This is a genomic window from Rhodococcus sp. GXMU-t2271 (assembly GCF_041414735.1).
Taxonomy (GTDB): domain Bacteria; phylum Actinomycetota; class Actinomycetes; order Mycobacteriales; family Mycobacteriaceae; genus Rhodococcus; species Rhodococcus indonesiensis.
Genome location: NZ_JAUIZP010000002.1, coordinates 83,546 through 98,770 on the forward strand (window position 1 = coordinate 83,546; position 15,225 = coordinate 98,770).

Consider the following 15,225-nt stretch of genomic DNA (forward strand, 5'->3'; position numbering starts at 1 on the left):
GCCCCACCCCGGCCGCGGCCGCGTGTGAGGCGTACCACTGCAATTTCTCATGTCGGGCAGCCACTGCGGTAGTGGTTACCACTGAGCGAGACTTGCCGTGATCCACCCGACAGCCGGGGCTACGTTCGGCGCAGAATCGCTGCCGGAGGAGCAACCGCATGTCCACATTTCTCGATACCCCGACGACGAGGGTCGATCCCTTCGCCCCCGCGAAGCTCGGCCCGCTGACCCTGCGCAACCGGGTGATCAAGGCGGCCACGTTCGAGGGCCTGACCCCGAAGGGGCTCGTCACCGACGAGCTCATCGAGTTCCACCGCCGGCCCGCCGCCGGCGGCGTCGGCATGACGACGGTCGCCTACTGCGCCGTCGCACCCGACGGCCGGACCGCTCCCGGCCAGCTGCAGTGGACCGACGAGACCCGGCCCGGCATGCGCAAGCTCACCGACGCGATCCACAACGAGGGCGCCGCGGTCTCCGCGCAGATCGGCCACGCCGGTCCGGTCGCCGCCGCGAAGTACCTCGGCACCCCGGCCCTCGGGCCGAGCCGCGCCTTCCGCATGACGACCCAGAACTTCAGCAAGCCCGCCACCAAGGCGGACATCGCCCGCATCACCGAGGGCCACGCCGAGGCCGCGCGCCGCGCCGTCGAGGCCGGCTTCGACGCCGTCGAGATCCACTTCGGGCACAACTACCTGATCAGCTCGTTCCTGAGCCCGAAGATCAACAAGCGCAAGGACGAGTACGGCGGGTCGCTGGAGAACCGCGCCCGCTTCGCGCGGGAGGCCGCCCGGGCCGTCCGTGACGCCGTCGGCGACAAGATCGCGATCCTCGCCAAGCTCAACATGGACGACGGTGTGCCCGGCGGCTTCTGGCTCGACGAGTCGATCCAGGTCGCCAAGTGGCTCGAGGCCGACGGCTCGCTCGACGCCCTCGAGCTGACCGCCGGCAGCTCGCTGCTCAACCCGATGTACCTGTTCAAGGGCGACGCGCCGCTGCGCGACTTCGCCGCCGTGATGCCGCAGCCGACGAAGCTGGGAATCCAGCTGGTGGGCAAGCACTTCCTGCGTGAGTACCCCTACCGCGACGGCTACCTGCTCGAGGACGCCAAGCAGTTCCGGTCGCAGCTGAAGATGCCGCTGGTGCTGCTCGGTGGCATCACCGGCCGGGCGATCATCGACGAGGCGATGGCCGAGGGCTTCCAGTTCGTCGCCGCCGCGCGGGCACTGCTGCGCGAGCCGGACCTCGTCAACCGCATGCAGGAGGACGCGACCGCCGCGTCGCTGTGCAACCACTGCAACAAGTGCATGACCGCGATCTACGGGGGCACCCACTGCGTGCTCCGGACGGCATGAAAGGAGCCGCGACGATGACGAGCACCGTGAACCCCGGTACCGCCGCGACGGAGACGGGGGTGCAGCGCGCCACCATCGCCGAGATGCTGCTCGACCGCGTCGGCGACGACCGCCTCGGCCTGCGGACCCGGGAACAGGACTGGACGTGGGACGCCGTGGTGCGCGAGAGCGCCGCGCGTGGCGCACTCGCGCGGTCGCTGCGCGTCGACGGCCCGTTCCACATCGGCATCCTCCTCGACAACGTCCCGGACTTCCTGTTCTGGCTCGGCGGGGCCGCCCTGGCGGGCGCGACGGTCGTCGGCATCAATCCCACACGCGGCGCGGCGGAACTCGAGGCCGAGATCCGCTACGTGGACTGCCAGCTCATCGTCACCGACACCGCCGGGATGGCGAAGCTGCGCGGACTCGACCTGGGCCTCGACGAGGACCGTTTCCTGCTGATCGACGATCCCGGTTATGCGGCGCGGATCGATGCGCACCGAGCGGAGCCGGCCATCGCCGACGGCGTCGGTGAGGACAGCCTGTTCCTGCTGCTGTTCACCTCCGGCACCACCGGCCGGTCCAAGGCCGTCAAGTGCTCCCAGGGCCGGTTGTCGCGGCTCGCGTACGCCAACACCGCCAAGTACGGGCACCACCGCGACGACGTGGACTACTGCTGCATGCCGCTGTTCCATGGCAACGCGCTGATGGCGCTGTGGGCGCCGGCCCTGGCCAACGGTGCGACGGTGTGCCTGACCCGCAAGTTCTCCGCGTCCGGGTTCCTGCCCGACGTGAAGTTCTTCGGCGCGACGTTCTTCACCTACGTCGGCAAGGCCCTGGCCTACCTGATGGCCACCCCCGAACAGCCCGACGACGCCGACAACCGGCTCGAGCGGGGCTTCGGCACCGAGGCCTCGCCGGAGGACAAGGCCGAGTTCGTGCGCCGGTTCGGCGCGGTGCTGTACGAGGGGTACGGCTCGAGCGAGGGCGCCGGGTCGGTCCGGCTCGATCCGGCGGCGCCGGAGGGCGCGCTCGGCCGGCCCGCGCACGCCGGGATCGCGGTGGTGCATCCGGACACGTTCGCCGAGTGCGCCCGTGCGGTGCTCGACGAGCACGGCCGGGTGCTCAACCCGGACGAGGCGATCGGCGAGATGATCAACAAGGAGGGCGCCCGCGCCTTCGAGGGCTACTACAAGAACGACGTCGCCGACGCCGAGCGGATCCGCAACGGCTGGTACTGGACCGGCGACCTCGGCTACGTCGACGAGGCCGGTTTCATCTACTTCGCGGGCCGCAAGGGCGACTGGATCCGGGTCGACGGCGAGAACACCTCGGCGCTGATGATCGAGCGGGTCCTGCGCCGGCACCCGAAGGTCGTGACCACCGGTGTCTACGCGGTGCCGGACCCGCGTTCGGGCGATCAGGTGATGGCGGCGATCGAGATCGCCTCGCTCGCCGACTTCGATCCGGTGGAGTTCGCCGAATTCCTCACCGGCCAAGCCGATCTCGGCTCGAAGGCGGTTCCCCGGTTCGTGCGGGTGTCGACGAACCTGCCAGTGACCGGCTCGAACAAGGTCCTCAAGCGCGAGCTGCAGGCGCAGCGCTGGCACACCACCGAACCCGTCTACCGGTGGGTGGGACGCGGCGCGCCGGAGTACACCGCCATGAGCGAGGCCGACAAGTCCGCCTTGGACGAGGAATTCGCCGCACACGGCCGGCAGCGGCTGCTGAGCGTGTAGCCCGGTGTCCGGCACCCGCGTCGCCCTCGTCACGGGCGCCAGCCGCGGCATCGGACGTGAGACCGCCCTCGCGTTCGCCCGTGCGGGCTTCGACGTCGCCGTCACCGCCCGCACGGTGCGCGAGGGACAGGGCGCCGTACCGCCCCGGAGCCGCCGTGACGGCGACGAACCCATCGCCGTGCCCGGCAGCCTCGAGACCACCACCGCGGAGATCGAGGCTCTCGGGGTGCGGGCGTTGCCCGTCCCGATGGACCTGCTCGACGTCGGATCGGTGCGCGGCGCGGGCCGGCGCGTCCTGGACGTGTGGGGCCGGATCGACGTGCTGGTCGCCAACGCCTACGCGCAGACCGCGGGAAACATGGACCGGCTGCTCGACATCGACCTCGCCGACGCCGCCGCCATGATTGACGGCAACTACCTGCACCAGGTGGCGTTGATCCAGACGGTGCTGCCGGCGATGCTCGACCGCGGCAGCGGTGTGGTGATCGATCTGGTGTCCGGGTCGGCGGCGGTCGACCCGCCCGCCCCGCCGGGGGAGGGCGGCTGGGGCCTGTCGTACGCGGCGTCGAAGGCCGCGTTCGCCCGGATCGCCGGGATGATCAACGCCGAGTACCGCGCCCGCGGGATCCGGGCGTTCAACCTGACCCCCGGGTTCGTCGTCACCGAGGCGGGCCGGGCCCGGGGCGGTACGCGCGCCGTCGAGGACGCCGGATTCGAGGCCGTGCCGGCGACGGTGCCCGCCGCCGCCGCGGTGTGGCTGGCGACCGCGCCCGACGCGGACCGGCTGCTCGGCAAGGTGGTGTGGGCGCCGAAGCTGATCGAGGAGACGACCGCTCGGGGAGCGGCGACACGAGAGGACGGACGTACGTGAAGCTGGGTGTGGTGGTGCCGATCGAGCTGGGACACAGCGGGGACCCCGAGAGGATTCTCGAATTCGCTCGTGCCGCAGAGAAACTGGGGTTCGACGAGATCTCCGCCGTCGAGCACTCCGTGGTGATCTCGAACACCGGTAGCGCGTATCCGTACTCGCCGACCGGCAAGTCCCACCTGCCCGACGACTGCGACCTGCCCGACCCGCTCGAGCTGTTGTCGTTCGTCGCCGGTGCCACCACCGACCTCGGCCTCGCCACCGGGGTGCTGGTGCTGCCCAACCACCATCCGGTGGTGCTGGCCAAGCGACTGGCCACTCTCGACCGGCTCTCCCGCGGCCGCGTCCGGATCTGTCTGGGACTGGGCTGGATGCGGGAGGAGATCGAGGCGTGCGGCGGCGACTTCGACCGGCGCGGAAAGATCGCCGACGAGGCGATCGCGGTGATGCGCACCCTGTGGGCCGGCACCGACCCGGCGGGCGTGGACTTCGACGGCGAGTTCTACGCCTTCCGTGGCGCCCACAGCTGGCCGAAGCCGCACCGCGAGAGCGGGGTGCCGCTGTACATCGGCGGGCACAGCGCCGCCGCGGCCCGGCGGGCCGGACGCCTGGGCGACGGATTTCAGCCCCTCGGCCTGGCCGGGGAGGACCTCGATCGGGCGATCGGGCAGATGCGCCGCGCCGCCGAATCGGCCGGCCGCGATCCCGGCGCCGTGGAACTGGTGCTCGGGGCGACGCTGCCGCGGCTCGACGAGGCCCGCCTCGACCGGGCCCGCGCGCTGGGAGCGACGCGGATGGTGCTGTCGGCGTCGCCGAAGGCCGGGACGCTGGACCGGGTCGTCGACGAGATGGCCGCCTGCGCCGAACGCCTCGGCCGGGTGTGACCGGCCGGTTCCCGCTGTTCGAGACGGTTCGCCCGCGCGGCGGCCCCGCTGACTAGCGTCCGAGGTCACAACGACATTCGGTCGCTAGGAGAATTCGCGATGGATCTGAAGGAATCCCCGGAGCAGGTCGCGCTCAGGAAGGAGCTGCGCGCCTACTTCGCGTCGCTGCTGCCGGAGGACAAGCGTCGCCGCGCCGGTGAGCAGGGAGTGGGGGGCGAGTACTTCCGCGAGGTCGTCACGCTGCTCGGCAAGGACGGCTGGCTGGGGATCGGCTGGCCCACGGAGTACGGCGGGCAGGGCCGGTCCATCGAGGAGCAGTTCGTCTTCTTCGACGAGGTGCAGCGCGCGGGCCTGCCGTTCCCGTTCGTCACCGTCAACACGGTCGGCCCCACCCTGATGAAGTACGGCACGCAGGAGCAGAAGGACCGCTTCCTGCCCGGCATCCTCTCCGGCGACATCGTCTTCGCCATCGGCTACACCGAGCCGGAGGCCGGCACCGACCTGGCGTCGCTGAAGACCCGCGCGGTGCGCGACGGCGACGAGTGGGTGGTCGACGGCAACAAGATCTTCACCTCGGGCGCCAACACGGCCGACTTCGTGTGGCTGGCGTGCCGCACCGACGCCGACGCCCCCAAGCACCGCGGGATCTCGATCCTCATGGTGCCGACCGACGCGCCCGGGTTCTCGTGGTCGCCGATCCACACCGTCGGCGGCCTGTCGGTCACCGCCACCTACTACAGCGGCATCCGCGTCCCCGACCGGGACGTGGTCGGGGAGATCAACGGCGGCTGGCCGCTGATCACCGCCCAGCTCAACCACGAGCGCATCGGCCTGGCCGCGATCGGCGGCCGCACCTACGGGCTGTGGCATCAGGTGCTGGACTGGGCCCGCGAGAACGGCACCATCGAGATTCCCTGGGTGCAGCAGGAATTCGCCCGCACCTACGCCAAGCTCGAGGCGATGCGGCTGCTGAACTGGAAGATGACCGCCGCCGTCGCGGCCGACACCCTCTCCGGCGCGGACGCCGGCGCCACCAAGGTGTACGGCACCGAGACGCACGTCGACGTCTACCGGACGCTGCTGGGCATCCTCGGCGCGGCCGGTCGCATCCGGCCCGAGTCGCCGGGCGCGGTGCTGGCCGGTCAGATCGAGCAGATCTCCCGGCAGGGCATGGTCAACACGTTCGGCGGTGGCGTCAACGAGGTCCTGCGCGACATGGTCGGCACCATGGGCCTGGGCCTGGTGCGGGAGAAGAGGGTCAAGTGAGCGAACTGCTGACCGCGCTGCGCGCGTTCGAGGGGCAGACCCTGACCCCCACCACGTGGGGTCCGGACGAGGTCAACACCCCGATGATCCGGCACTGGGTCGAGACGATGGGCGACACCAGCCCGATCTACCTCGACGACGAGGCCGCCCGCGCCACCGGGCGCGACGGTGCCGTCGCACCCGCGCTCATGACACAGGTGTGGACGATGCGCACCTTCACCGACAAGATGGCGAACAACGACCCGTCACAGGTGTGGACCGACCTGATCGCCACCCTCGACGCCGCCGGATACACCTCCGTCGTCGCGACCGACTCGGACTTCGAGTTCTTCGCCGAGCTGCGTCCCGGCGACCGGGTCTCGCTCACCGAGGTGATCGAGTCGATCTCGGAGGAGAAGAAGACCGGCCTCGGCGCCGGGCATTTCGTGACCACACTCAAGACGTACCGCAACGGCGCCGGCGAGGTCGTCGCCACCCAGCGGTGGCGCACGCTGCGTTTCCGGCCGAAGGACGCGGGACAGGCGAAGCCGAAGGGGCTGCGGCCGCGCCCGGCGCTCAACGCCGACAACGCCTTCTGGTTCGAGGCGGCGAAGGAGCACCGCCTGGTGATCCAGCGCTGCACGTCGTGCGGCACCCTGCGGCACCCGACCGGGCCGATGTGCGGGCAGTGCCGCTCGCTCGACTGGGACACCGTCGACGCGTCGGGCCGCGGCACCGTCTACAGCTTCGTGGTCAACCACCACCCGCAGATCCCCGGCTTCGAGTACCCGCTCGTCGTGGCGACGATCGAACTCGAGGAGGGCACCCGCCTGATCGCGAACATGACCGGTGTCGCGCCGGACGCGGTGGAGATCGGCATGCCGGTGGAACTGGACTGGATCGACGCCGACCCGGATTTGACGCTGCCCGCGTTCCGGCCGGCCGCACGGGAGGACGCGTAGATGGATTTCAACTTCAGCGAAGAGCAGGAAGCGATTCGCGGCCTCGCCCGCGAGGTCTTCACCGGCAAGGCCGGCATCGACCGGGTCAAGCAGGTCGAGCTCGGCGACGAGCGCGTCGACCGGGAGCTGTGGCGCGAACTCGCCACCACCGGTCTGCTCGGCGTCGCCCTGCCCGAGGAGCTCGGCGGCGGCGGTCTCGGATTGTCCGAGCTGTACGTGCTGCTCGAGCAGCAGGGCCGGCACGTGGCGCCCGTCCCGATCTGGCAGTCAGTGCTCGCCGCCCTGGCGGTGGTCGAGTTCGGCACCGACGCGCAGCGCACCGCTCTGGTTCCCGGTGTCGCCGACGGCAGCCGGTTGCTGACGATCGGGCTCGAGGAGTTCGGCCCGTTCGTCGACGGTGCTCCGGCGACCACCGCGACCGAGACCGACGGCCGGTGGCACCTGAGCGGCGCCAAGGCCGTCGTCCCGGTCACCCACGTCGCGGAGCGCGCGATCGTGTCGGCGACGACGCCGGCCGGTGCCGCGCTGTTCGTCGTCGACCTCGCCGGTGACGGTGTCGCCGTGGAGCAGACGCAGTCCACCACGTGGGAGATCTGCGGCAACGTCACGTTCGACGGGGCGCCCGCCGAGCTGCTCGGCCCGGCCGACGGCACCGCGGTGCAGTGGTTGCTCGACCGCGTCGAGCTCGCACTCGCCGCCCTGCAGCTCGGTGTCGGTGCCGGGGCGGTCGAGCAGGCCGTCACCTACCTCAACGGGCGCATGCAGTTCGGGCGTCCGCTCGCGACGTTCCAGGCGGTGGGCCATCAGCTCGCCGACTGCTACATCGACCTCGAGGCCATGCGGGTGACGCTGTGGCAGGCGGCCTGGCTGCTCGCCGAGGGCGTGGATCCGGGCACGTCGGTGCTCGTCGCCAAGTGGTGGGCCACCGACGGCGGCCAGCGCGTCGTGCACCGCACGACGCACGTGCACGGCGGCATGGGCGTCGACACCGACTATCCGGTGCATCGGCACCTGTTGTGGGGCAAGCAGATCGGCGCCACCCTCGGCGGGTCCGCGTCGGACCTGGCACGGCTGGGCGCCCAGCTCGCCGCCGGGGTCGAGGTGGTCGCATGACCGCCACCGTGTCCACGGACCGCAGCTACGACGACATCGAGATCGGCGAGGTGCTGCCCGAACTCGCGATCCCGCTCACCCGCACCCTGATCGTCGCGACCGCCCTCGCGACCCGCGACTTCCAGGACGTCCACCACGATCCCGAACTCGCCCGCGAGCGCGGATCGAAGGACGTGTTCATGAACATTCTCACCAGCAACGGCCTGGTGGGCCGGTTCGTGACGGACTGGGCCGGTCCGTGCGCCGTGGTGCGGCGGGTGAAGATCCGCCTGGGCGCGCCGAACTACCCCGGCGACACCATGACGATGACTGGTGAGGTGGTCGGCAAGTCTGACGGGCTCGTCGAGGTCCGGGTCCGCGGGGCCAACAGCCTCGGCGATCACGCCACCGGCACCGTCACGATCGCCTTCACCGACCGGCCGGGAGGAACCCGATGACCAGTCCGCTCTCCGGTGCCGCCGCGATCGTCGGCATCGGCGCCACCGAGTTCTCCAAGAAGTCCGGCCGTTCCGAGCTGCAGCTCGCGTGCGAGTCGATCGTCGCGGCGCTCGCCGATGCCGGCATCGACCCGTCCGAGGTCGACGGCCTGGCCACCTACACGATGGAGACCAACGGCGAGATCCTCGTCGCCCGCAACTGCGGGCTCGGGGAGCTGAAGTTCTTCTCCCGCATCGGGTACGGCGGCGGGGCGGCATGCGCGACGGTGCAGCAGGCCGCGATGGCCGTCGCGACGGGCGTCGCCGAGGTCGTCGTGGTCTACCGCGCGTTCAACGAACGTTCCGGGGTCCGGTTCGGTCTCGGCCAGCACGACCGGCCGATGGATTCGACCGCCGACCGCGCGGCCTACGCATGGCTGACGCCGCAGGGGCTGGCGACTCCCGCCCAGTGGGTCGCGATGTTCGCCCGCCGGTACATGCACCAGTACGGGGCCACGAGTGAGGATTTCGGCCGGGTGGCCGTCGTCGCCCGCAAGCACGCCGCGAACAACCCGGCGGCGTGGTTCTACGGCAAGCCCATCACGCTCGAGGATCACCAGAACTCGCGGTGGATCGCCGAGCCGCTGCACCTGCTCGACTGCTGCCAGGAAACCGACGGCGGGCAGGCGCTCGTTGTCGTCTCCGCCGAGCGGGCCCGGGACCTGCAGCACACGCCGGTCCTCGTCAAGGGCGCCGCGCAGGGGTCCGGCAAGGACCAGCACATGATGACCAGCTACTACCGGCCGGACATCACCGGCATCCCGGAGATGGGCCTGGTCGGCCGGCAGCTCTATGCGCAGAGCGGCCTGAGCCCGGACGAGATCGACGCCGCGATCCTCTACGACCACTTCACCCCGCTGGTGCTGCCGCAGCTCGAGGAACTCGGCTTCTGCCGCCCCGGCGAGGCGAAGGACTTCATCCGCGAGGGCAACCTCGAGCTCGGCGGCCGGTTGCCGTCCAACACCCACGGCGGGCAGGTCGGCGAGGCGTATCTGCACGGCGTCAACGGCATCGCCGAAGCGGTGCGGCTGCTGCGCGGCACCTCCACCAACCAACCCGACGGCGTCGAGAACGTGCTGGTGACGGCGGGAACCGCGGTTCCCACCTCCGGCCTGATCCTCGGCGCGGCCTGAACCCGGAAGGACACGACATGACGGCAGTGGAGCAGAAAGCCGGGGCGTGGCGCGGTGCCGACCTGGGCACCCGCACGGTGAGTTACGACGAGCGCGACGCGATCCTGTACGCGCTCGCCGTCGGCGCCCAGCCGGCCACCGACCTGGACCTGGTGCTCGAGGACCGGCTGCGGGTGCTGCCGACGTTCGCGCTGACCCTGGCCCAGTGGGCGCCGGACGAGCTGGGCTCGCGCGGTGCGTTCGACACCGGCACCGCACTGCACGGTTCGCAGGAGCTGACCGTGCTGGCTCCGCTGCCGCGCCGCGGCGAGGTGGAGTTGCGGGCGTCGGTGGGCGAGGTGTGGGACAAGGGTGCCGCGGCCGTGTTCGAGGTCCGGGTCGAGTGCGAGTACTTCGTCGCGACCTGGTCGATCTTCGCGCCCGGCGCGGGCGGATTCGGCGGCGAGCGCGGCCCGTCGAAGCCGGCGGGTCCGCAGGGTGAGCCGGAGCTGACCGCCTCGCTGGTCACCGCCGCCAACCAGGCCGCGCTCTACCGGCTCACCGGCGACCGGCACCATATCCACATCGACCCGGAGGCGGCCGCGCGGATCGGGCAACCGCGTCCGATCATGCACGGGCTGTGCACGCTCGCGGCGGCGACGCTGCCGCTGGCGCGGCTCGTCGGTGCGCATCCGGCGGATCTCGCCACGCTGCAGGGCCGCTTCGCGGCGCCGGTGTTCCCCGGCGACGTCGCCGAGCTGCGGGCCTGGGGTGGCCGCGACGACGTGTCGTTCGAGGTGGTCGGGGACGGGCGGGCCGTGATCTCGGGGGCGCGGGCGTCGTTCGCGTGAGGCGGGATCGGTGCCCGGCATCCGGGCACCGATCCGCGCCGGGTCACTTCCCGTGCAGGGCCATGTACCGGGCCGGGAACTCGCCGCCGCCGTGGACGGCGAGGTCGGCGCCGTTGACGTAGGCGGCGAGGTCGCTGCCGAGGAACAGGCAGGCCCGGGCGATGTCCGACGGGACCGCCATCCGCTCCATCGGCAGGGTCCGGGTCACGGCGGCGCCGCCGTCGTCGCCGTACACCGACGCGGCAGCCTCGGTGCGGATCAGGCCGGTGGTGATGTGGTTGACCCGCACCTTCGGGGCCCATTCGAGGGCGAGAGCCTTCGTCAGGCCCAGCAGGCCGGCCTTGGCGGCGGTGTAGGCGGCGGTGCCGGGCTGCGGGTCGTGCGCCGAGACGCTGCCGATGTTGACGATCGCGCCGCCCTCGGGCTGTTCCTGCATCACCCGGTTCGCCGCCTGCGCGGCGTAGAACGGGGCGAGCAGGTTCAGTGCGACGATCTTCTCCACGAAACGCGGGGAGACGGTGGCGGCGTCGGCGTCCGGCGACCCGCCGGCGTTGTTGACGAGCACGTCGAGCCGGCCGAACCGGGCGACGGTGTCGTCGACGAGGCCGGCGACGTCGGCCGGGTCGCGCACGTCGACGGCCCGGAACGCGGCACTGCGGCCGTCGACCGAGGGCAGCGTCTCGGGTTCGTTGCGGGCGCAGACCAGGACGTCGGCGCCGGCGGCGAGGAAGTGCTCGGCGACGACGAAGCCGATGCCTTTGGTGCCGCCGGTGACGATCACGGCGCGCCCGGTGTGGTCGGCAGGATTGGGAAGGTGCACGTGGCTACCTTTCTGCGAGTTCGGATCGGTTCGAGACTGCTTGCCGTCCGACGTTTTTCGCGGAAGAACAGGGAAACCGGCATAGACAAGCAAGTGCTTGGTCAAGGATAGTGGACGGGAAGCCTGGGACACACCGGGACTTCCGAAGTGGCGAGAGAACCGGAGCAGGACACATGAGCAAGCTGGACGGCAAGGTCGCGCTCATCACGGGCGCAGGGCAGGGGATCGGCCGGGGCATCGCCCTCGCCCTCGCCAAGGAGGGCGTGCGGATCGCGGCGGCCGGCCGCACCGAATCCAAGGTGGTTTCGACGGCCGAGGCGATCGAGGAGCTCGGCGGCAAGGCGCTCGCCGTGCGCTGCGACGTCAGCAACCCAGACGACGTCGACGCGGCGGTCCAGCGCACCGTCGAGCACTTCGGCGGCGTGGACATCCTGGTCAACAACGCCAACGACTGCCGGCCCGGACCGCTGCTGTCGTTCACCGACGACGAGTTCGAGCGCTCCTTCGCCACCGGCCCGCTCGCGACGCTGCGGCTCATGCGGGCCTGCTACCCGGTGATGAAGGAACGCGGGGGCGGATCGATCGTCAACCTCGTCACCTCGGCGGCGGTCCGGTGGGACGCGAGCAACTACGGCGTCTACGGGTCGATCAAGGAGGGCATGCGGTCGCTGACCCGTGCCGCGGCGTGCGAGTGGGGCGTCGACGGCATCCGCGTCAACGCCATTGCCCCCCACGCGCTGTCGCCGGGACTCGAGCGCTGGATGGAACGCAACCCCGAGGAGGCCGAGGAGTTCCGCGCCGGAATCCCCCTGCGCCGCATCGGCGACCCCGAGACCGACATCGGCCGGGCTGTCGTCTTCCTCGTCGGCGAGGACGCCGGCTACCTCACCGGCGCGACCATCCCCCTCGACGGCGGCCAGTCCCGCTGGGGCTGACGCCCCCGGTGCGTCCTTCGGGCTGCCCTGGCCGCCCAAAGGACGCACCGGCGCCGGAGGCGCCTATGCGGTCACTCGGCCCGCGTTGCCGGCGTCGACCGGCAGTACGGTGCCGCTGATGTGGGCACTCGCCTCGGCGGCGAAGAACAGCACCACGCGGGTGATCTCCTCGGGGTCGAGCCACGGCACCGGCTGCGCGTGCAGGCTCTGGAAGACCGGCGCCACGTCGTCGGCGCCGGGGTGCTCGAGGTCCGGGCGCATCAGGCCGTAGAGGAAGTCGTTGTGGATCATCGGCGTCGAGATGTTCCCGGGCGCGATCGCGTTCACCGTGATCCCGTGCGGAGCCAGATCCAGCGCGGCGCTCTTGGTCAACCCGATCACGCCCCACTTCGACGCACTGTACGCCGCCATGTTGGTGTTGCCCGCGCGCCCGAGCATCGACGAGATCGTCACGATCCGGCCGTAGCCCCGCTCGACCATGCCGGCTGCCACCGCCCCGACCGTGTTGAACACCCCGGTCAGGTTCGATCCGATCGCCTCGGCCCACTGCGCCTCGGTCATCGACTGAACCGGGGCGGCGACCGACACTCCGGCGTTCGCCACCGCGATGTCGATCCGGCCGAACTCGGCGTGCGCCTGCGCGACGAGTTCGTCCATCGCCGGGCGGTCCGCGGTGTCCAGCTTCGCGGTGAGGCATCGGCGCCCGGTGGCGCGCACCGCCTCCGCCGTCTCCTCCAGGTCGGCCTCGGTGGCCAGCGGGTACGGCACCACCGGGCTGTCGGCACACCGGTCGCACAGCACGATGTCGGCGCCGCGCTCGGCCAGCGCCACCGCGTGGCTGCGTCCCTGTCCGCGTGCCCCGCCCGTGATCAGCGCGACCCGGCCTTCGAACTCACTCATCGATTCACTCCTCCTACTCGGTCAGCAGGTCGATGCTGCTGCCCCGGGAGGGCGTCGACACTCCGGCGATCCCGCTCAGCGGGAGGAGAGCAGGTCGCGGGTCCTCACGCGACGGCCGCGACGGGCGCGGACGCAGCGCCCATGCCCGACGGTGCGTAACCGGGCCGGTACGACGGTTGCGACCGGTTCCCCGAGACGAGCACCGCGACGACGACGAACACGACCGCCAGCAGCACGGCCAGCACGCCGACGACCGTCCACAGATCCGGCCGCCACGAGCGCCCGCGGGGCTCGTCACCGTAGGTGAGCCGTTTGACGCGCCGGACCTCGGCACCAGAGATCGGGGCCGGGGCGGCAGGACGCGACGCGGGTGCCGCGGCCGGCTCGCTCGGGGCCAGCAGCTTGGCGATGGGCTGGGTGGCCGCGAGGGGATCCACCGACTCGGGGTTGTGCATGGTCGTCCGTTCTCCACAGTTACCGACGGCCGTAGATCGACGATCCCCGCACGCCCGTTACGGTGAGATTCGCCACGCACTCAGGTGGTCCAGGCGAAGCGGAACCGCTCCGCGAGCTCGGCGGGCGGCCGCGCGCGGTACTCGTCGAACTCGTAGCTCTTCACCGCCAGCAGCGCCTCGAGCAGGGACGGCCCGAACAGGTCCCCGGCGAGCCGCGACGACGCGAGCGCCGTGAGCCGGTCGTCGGGGCCCGTGGGCAGGAGGCCGACCCCGAGCGCGGCGCGTTCGGCATCGGTGAGCCGGGCCGGATCGACCGGGACCTCCGCCGGCACGGGCAGCGCATCGACGAGGCCGGCCTGCGCGGCCCCGAGGATCGCCGCGCAGGCGAGGTACGGGTTGGCCGAGGGATCCACCGGTTTGACCTCGAGGTGCGCGCCGTGCGGATTCCCCCGGGTGAGGGCGCACAGCCGCACCGCGGCCTCGCGGTTCTCGAGTCCCCAGCAGCACCAGGCGCCCGCCCACATGCCCGGGCGCAGGCGCAGGTGCGAGAGCACGGACCCGGTGAGGACGGCACCGAAGTCGGGGAGGGCGCGCAGGATGCCGGCGACGACGCTGCCGCCCGCGTCCGTCATCCCGTGTGGCCCGTCGCCGCCGGACAGCAGCGGCCGCCCGTCCCGGGTGAAGGACACGTGGACGTGGGCGCCGTTGCCCGACCCGCCGGTGACGGGCACGGGCGAGAACGACGCGCGCATCCCGTGGGCGCGCGCGGTGCGACCGATCAGGATGCGCGCGAGAACGAGGTCGTCGGCCGAGCCGACCGGGTCGGCGGGCGACAGGGACAGTTCGAACTGCTGCGCACCGGCCTCGGCGTGGATCTGTTCGATCCCCAGTCCGGCGCCTGCGGCGGCACGCAGCAGGTCGGCGACGAACTCGTCCTGCCCGAGGACGGCGCCGAGTCCGTATGCGGCCCACTCGCCGTGCCCGCCGACGAGCGTGAACTCCACCTCGTGCCCGATCCGGGCCTGCACCCCGATCCCGGCGAGAGCGTCGACGACGCGCTCGAGCACCCCGCGGGTGCACAGCGACGACCGGGTCCCGTCCTGGTCGTACAGGCCGGCAGGAGCCCACCGGATCCCGTCGCCGACGCACCGGAGCCGGTCGCGGTCGATCCGGAGCCGCAGATCACCCGTCACCGACAGCGACGGTGTGAACGCCAGGTGGTCGTCGACGCAGAACACCGCCCAGCTCGGCGACGCCCCGGCACCGACCTCGGCGAACCACGGAAGCATGTGCGCGGGAAATGCTTTCGCGCGGGAGATGCCGGTGGAGTCGACGATCGAACCGACGATCCGATCTGCCGTCCCGGTGTCGGGTCGTTCCTCCGTCACTGGAAACCTCCCGCACGCGCCGCCGGCCGTCCCGAAGACACAGTAGAGGCGGGGGCGGGTCCCGGGGGCATCTTCGCCGACACCGGACTGCGCCGGTGACGACCGCCGCGGTCGATGCCGGGATGCAGTGGACGCCGTCCCGGCGG

General features: G+C 71.6%; 15 protein-coding genes. 11 read left to right on the forward strand and 4 right to left on the reverse strand.

Annotated elements, in window-relative coordinates; genetic code table 11:
• Nucleotides 1-158 precede the first annotated feature (158 nt).
• The 10 genes from QYS60_RS01630 (at nucleotide 159) to QYS60_RS01675 (ending at nucleotide 10,581) form a co-directional block, all read left to right on the forward strand.
• Nucleotides 159-1,352: an NADH:flavin oxidoreductase gene (locus QYS60_RS01630; RefSeq protein WP_371382228.1), complete on the forward strand. Its 1,194-nt coding sequence runs from the start codon at nucleotides 159-161 to the stop codon at nucleotides 1,350-1,352.
• Nucleotides 1,353-1,366: 14 nt separating this feature from the next.
• Nucleotides 1,367-3,070, forward strand: coding sequence for an AMP-binding protein (locus QYS60_RS01635; protein WP_371382229.1), 1,704 nt, complete (start codon nucleotides 1,367-1,369; stop codon nucleotides 3,068-3,070).
• Nucleotides 3,071-3,074: 4 nt separating this feature from the next.
• Nucleotides 3,075-3,941: an SDR family NAD(P)-dependent oxidoreductase gene (locus QYS60_RS01640; protein ID WP_371382230.1), complete on the forward strand. Its 867-nt coding sequence runs from the start codon at nucleotides 3,075-3,077 to the stop codon at nucleotides 3,939-3,941.
• The gene (locus QYS60_RS01645) at nucleotides 3,938-4,822 is read left to right on the forward strand and encodes an LLM class F420-dependent oxidoreductase (RefSeq protein ID WP_289380115.1); all 885 of its coding nucleotides are present in this window, start codon (nucleotides 3,938-3,940) and stop codon (nucleotides 4,820-4,822) included. The genes QYS60_RS01640 and QYS60_RS01645 overlap by 4 nt, the downstream gene beginning before the upstream one ends.
• A 99-nt stretch (nucleotides 4,823-4,921) precedes the next feature.
• Nucleotides 4,922-6,088, forward strand: a complete 1,167-nt coding sequence (locus QYS60_RS01650; protein WP_371382231.1) for an acyl-CoA dehydrogenase family protein — start codon at nucleotides 4,922-4,924, stop codon at nucleotides 6,086-6,088.
• Nucleotides 6,085-7,029: a bifunctional MaoC family dehydratase N-terminal/OB-fold nucleic acid binding domain-containing protein gene (locus QYS60_RS01655; RefSeq protein ID WP_054371277.1), complete on the forward strand. Its 945-nt coding sequence runs from the start codon at nucleotides 6,085-6,087 to the stop codon at nucleotides 7,027-7,029. The genes QYS60_RS01650 and QYS60_RS01655 overlap by 4 nt, the downstream gene beginning before the upstream one ends.
• On the forward strand, nucleotides 7,030-8,142 hold the full coding sequence (locus QYS60_RS01660; protein ID WP_289380110.1) for an acyl-CoA dehydrogenase family protein: 1,113 nt from the start codon (nucleotides 7,030-7,032) through the stop codon (nucleotides 8,140-8,142).
• Nucleotides 8,139-8,579 carry a MaoC family dehydratase gene (locus QYS60_RS01665; protein ID WP_003934694.1) on the forward strand — a complete coding sequence of 147 codons (441 nt, stop codon included), beginning with the start codon at nucleotides 8,139-8,141 and terminating at the stop codon, nucleotides 8,577-8,579. Before QYS60_RS01660 ends, QYS60_RS01665 begins: the two co-directional genes overlap by 4 nt.
• On the forward strand, nucleotides 8,576-9,751 hold the full coding sequence (locus tag QYS60_RS01670; RefSeq protein WP_289380108.1) for a lipid-transfer protein: 1,176 nt from the start codon (nucleotides 8,576-8,578) through the stop codon (nucleotides 9,749-9,751). The genes QYS60_RS01665 and QYS60_RS01670 overlap by 4 nt, the downstream gene beginning before the upstream one ends.
• 17 nt (nucleotides 9,752-9,768) lie before the next feature.
• Complete coding sequence (locus QYS60_RS01675) at nucleotides 9,769-10,581, forward strand: MaoC/PaaZ C-terminal domain-containing protein (protein ID WP_371382232.1); 813 nt, start codon at nucleotides 9,769-9,771, stop codon at nucleotides 10,579-10,581.
• A 43-nt stretch (nucleotides 10,582-10,624) separates the two neighbouring features.
• Here QYS60_RS01675 and QYS60_RS01680 read toward each other — a convergent pair whose 3' ends face one another.
• The gene (locus QYS60_RS01680; RefSeq protein WP_003934691.1) at nucleotides 10,625-11,401 is read right to left on the reverse strand and encodes an SDR family oxidoreductase; all 777 of its coding nucleotides are present in this window, start codon (nucleotides 11,399-11,401) and stop codon (nucleotides 10,625-10,627) included.
• Between the two features lie 173 nt (nucleotides 11,402-11,574).
• Between QYS60_RS01680 and QYS60_RS01685 the strand changes: the two genes are divergently transcribed.
• The gene (locus QYS60_RS01685) at nucleotides 11,575-12,336 is read left to right on the forward strand and encodes an SDR family NAD(P)-dependent oxidoreductase (protein ID WP_003934690.1); all 762 of its coding nucleotides are present in this window, start codon (nucleotides 11,575-11,577) and stop codon (nucleotides 12,334-12,336) included.
• Between the two features lie 63 nt (nucleotides 12,337-12,399).
• Here the strand turns inward: QYS60_RS01685 and QYS60_RS01690 are convergent, their stop codons facing one another.
• The 3 genes from QYS60_RS01690 to QYS60_RS01700 form a co-directional block, all read right to left on the reverse strand.
• Complete coding sequence (locus QYS60_RS01690) at nucleotides 12,400-13,236, reverse strand: mycofactocin-coupled SDR family oxidoreductase (RefSeq protein ID WP_289380651.1); 837 nt, start codon at nucleotides 13,234-13,236, stop codon at nucleotides 12,400-12,402.
• Nucleotides 13,237-13,340: 104 nt separating this feature from the next.
• Nucleotides 13,341-13,691, reverse strand: coding sequence for a hypothetical protein (locus QYS60_RS01695; RefSeq protein WP_371382233.1), 351 nt, complete (start codon nucleotides 13,689-13,691; stop codon nucleotides 13,341-13,343).
• Nucleotides 13,692-13,771: 80 nt separating this feature from the next.
• A complete protein-coding gene (locus QYS60_RS01700; protein ID WP_289380650.1) occupies nucleotides 13,772-15,079 on the reverse strand; it encodes a glutamine synthetase family protein in 1,308 nt (435 codons plus the stop codon).
• Nucleotides 15,080-15,225 lie beyond the last annotated feature (146 nt).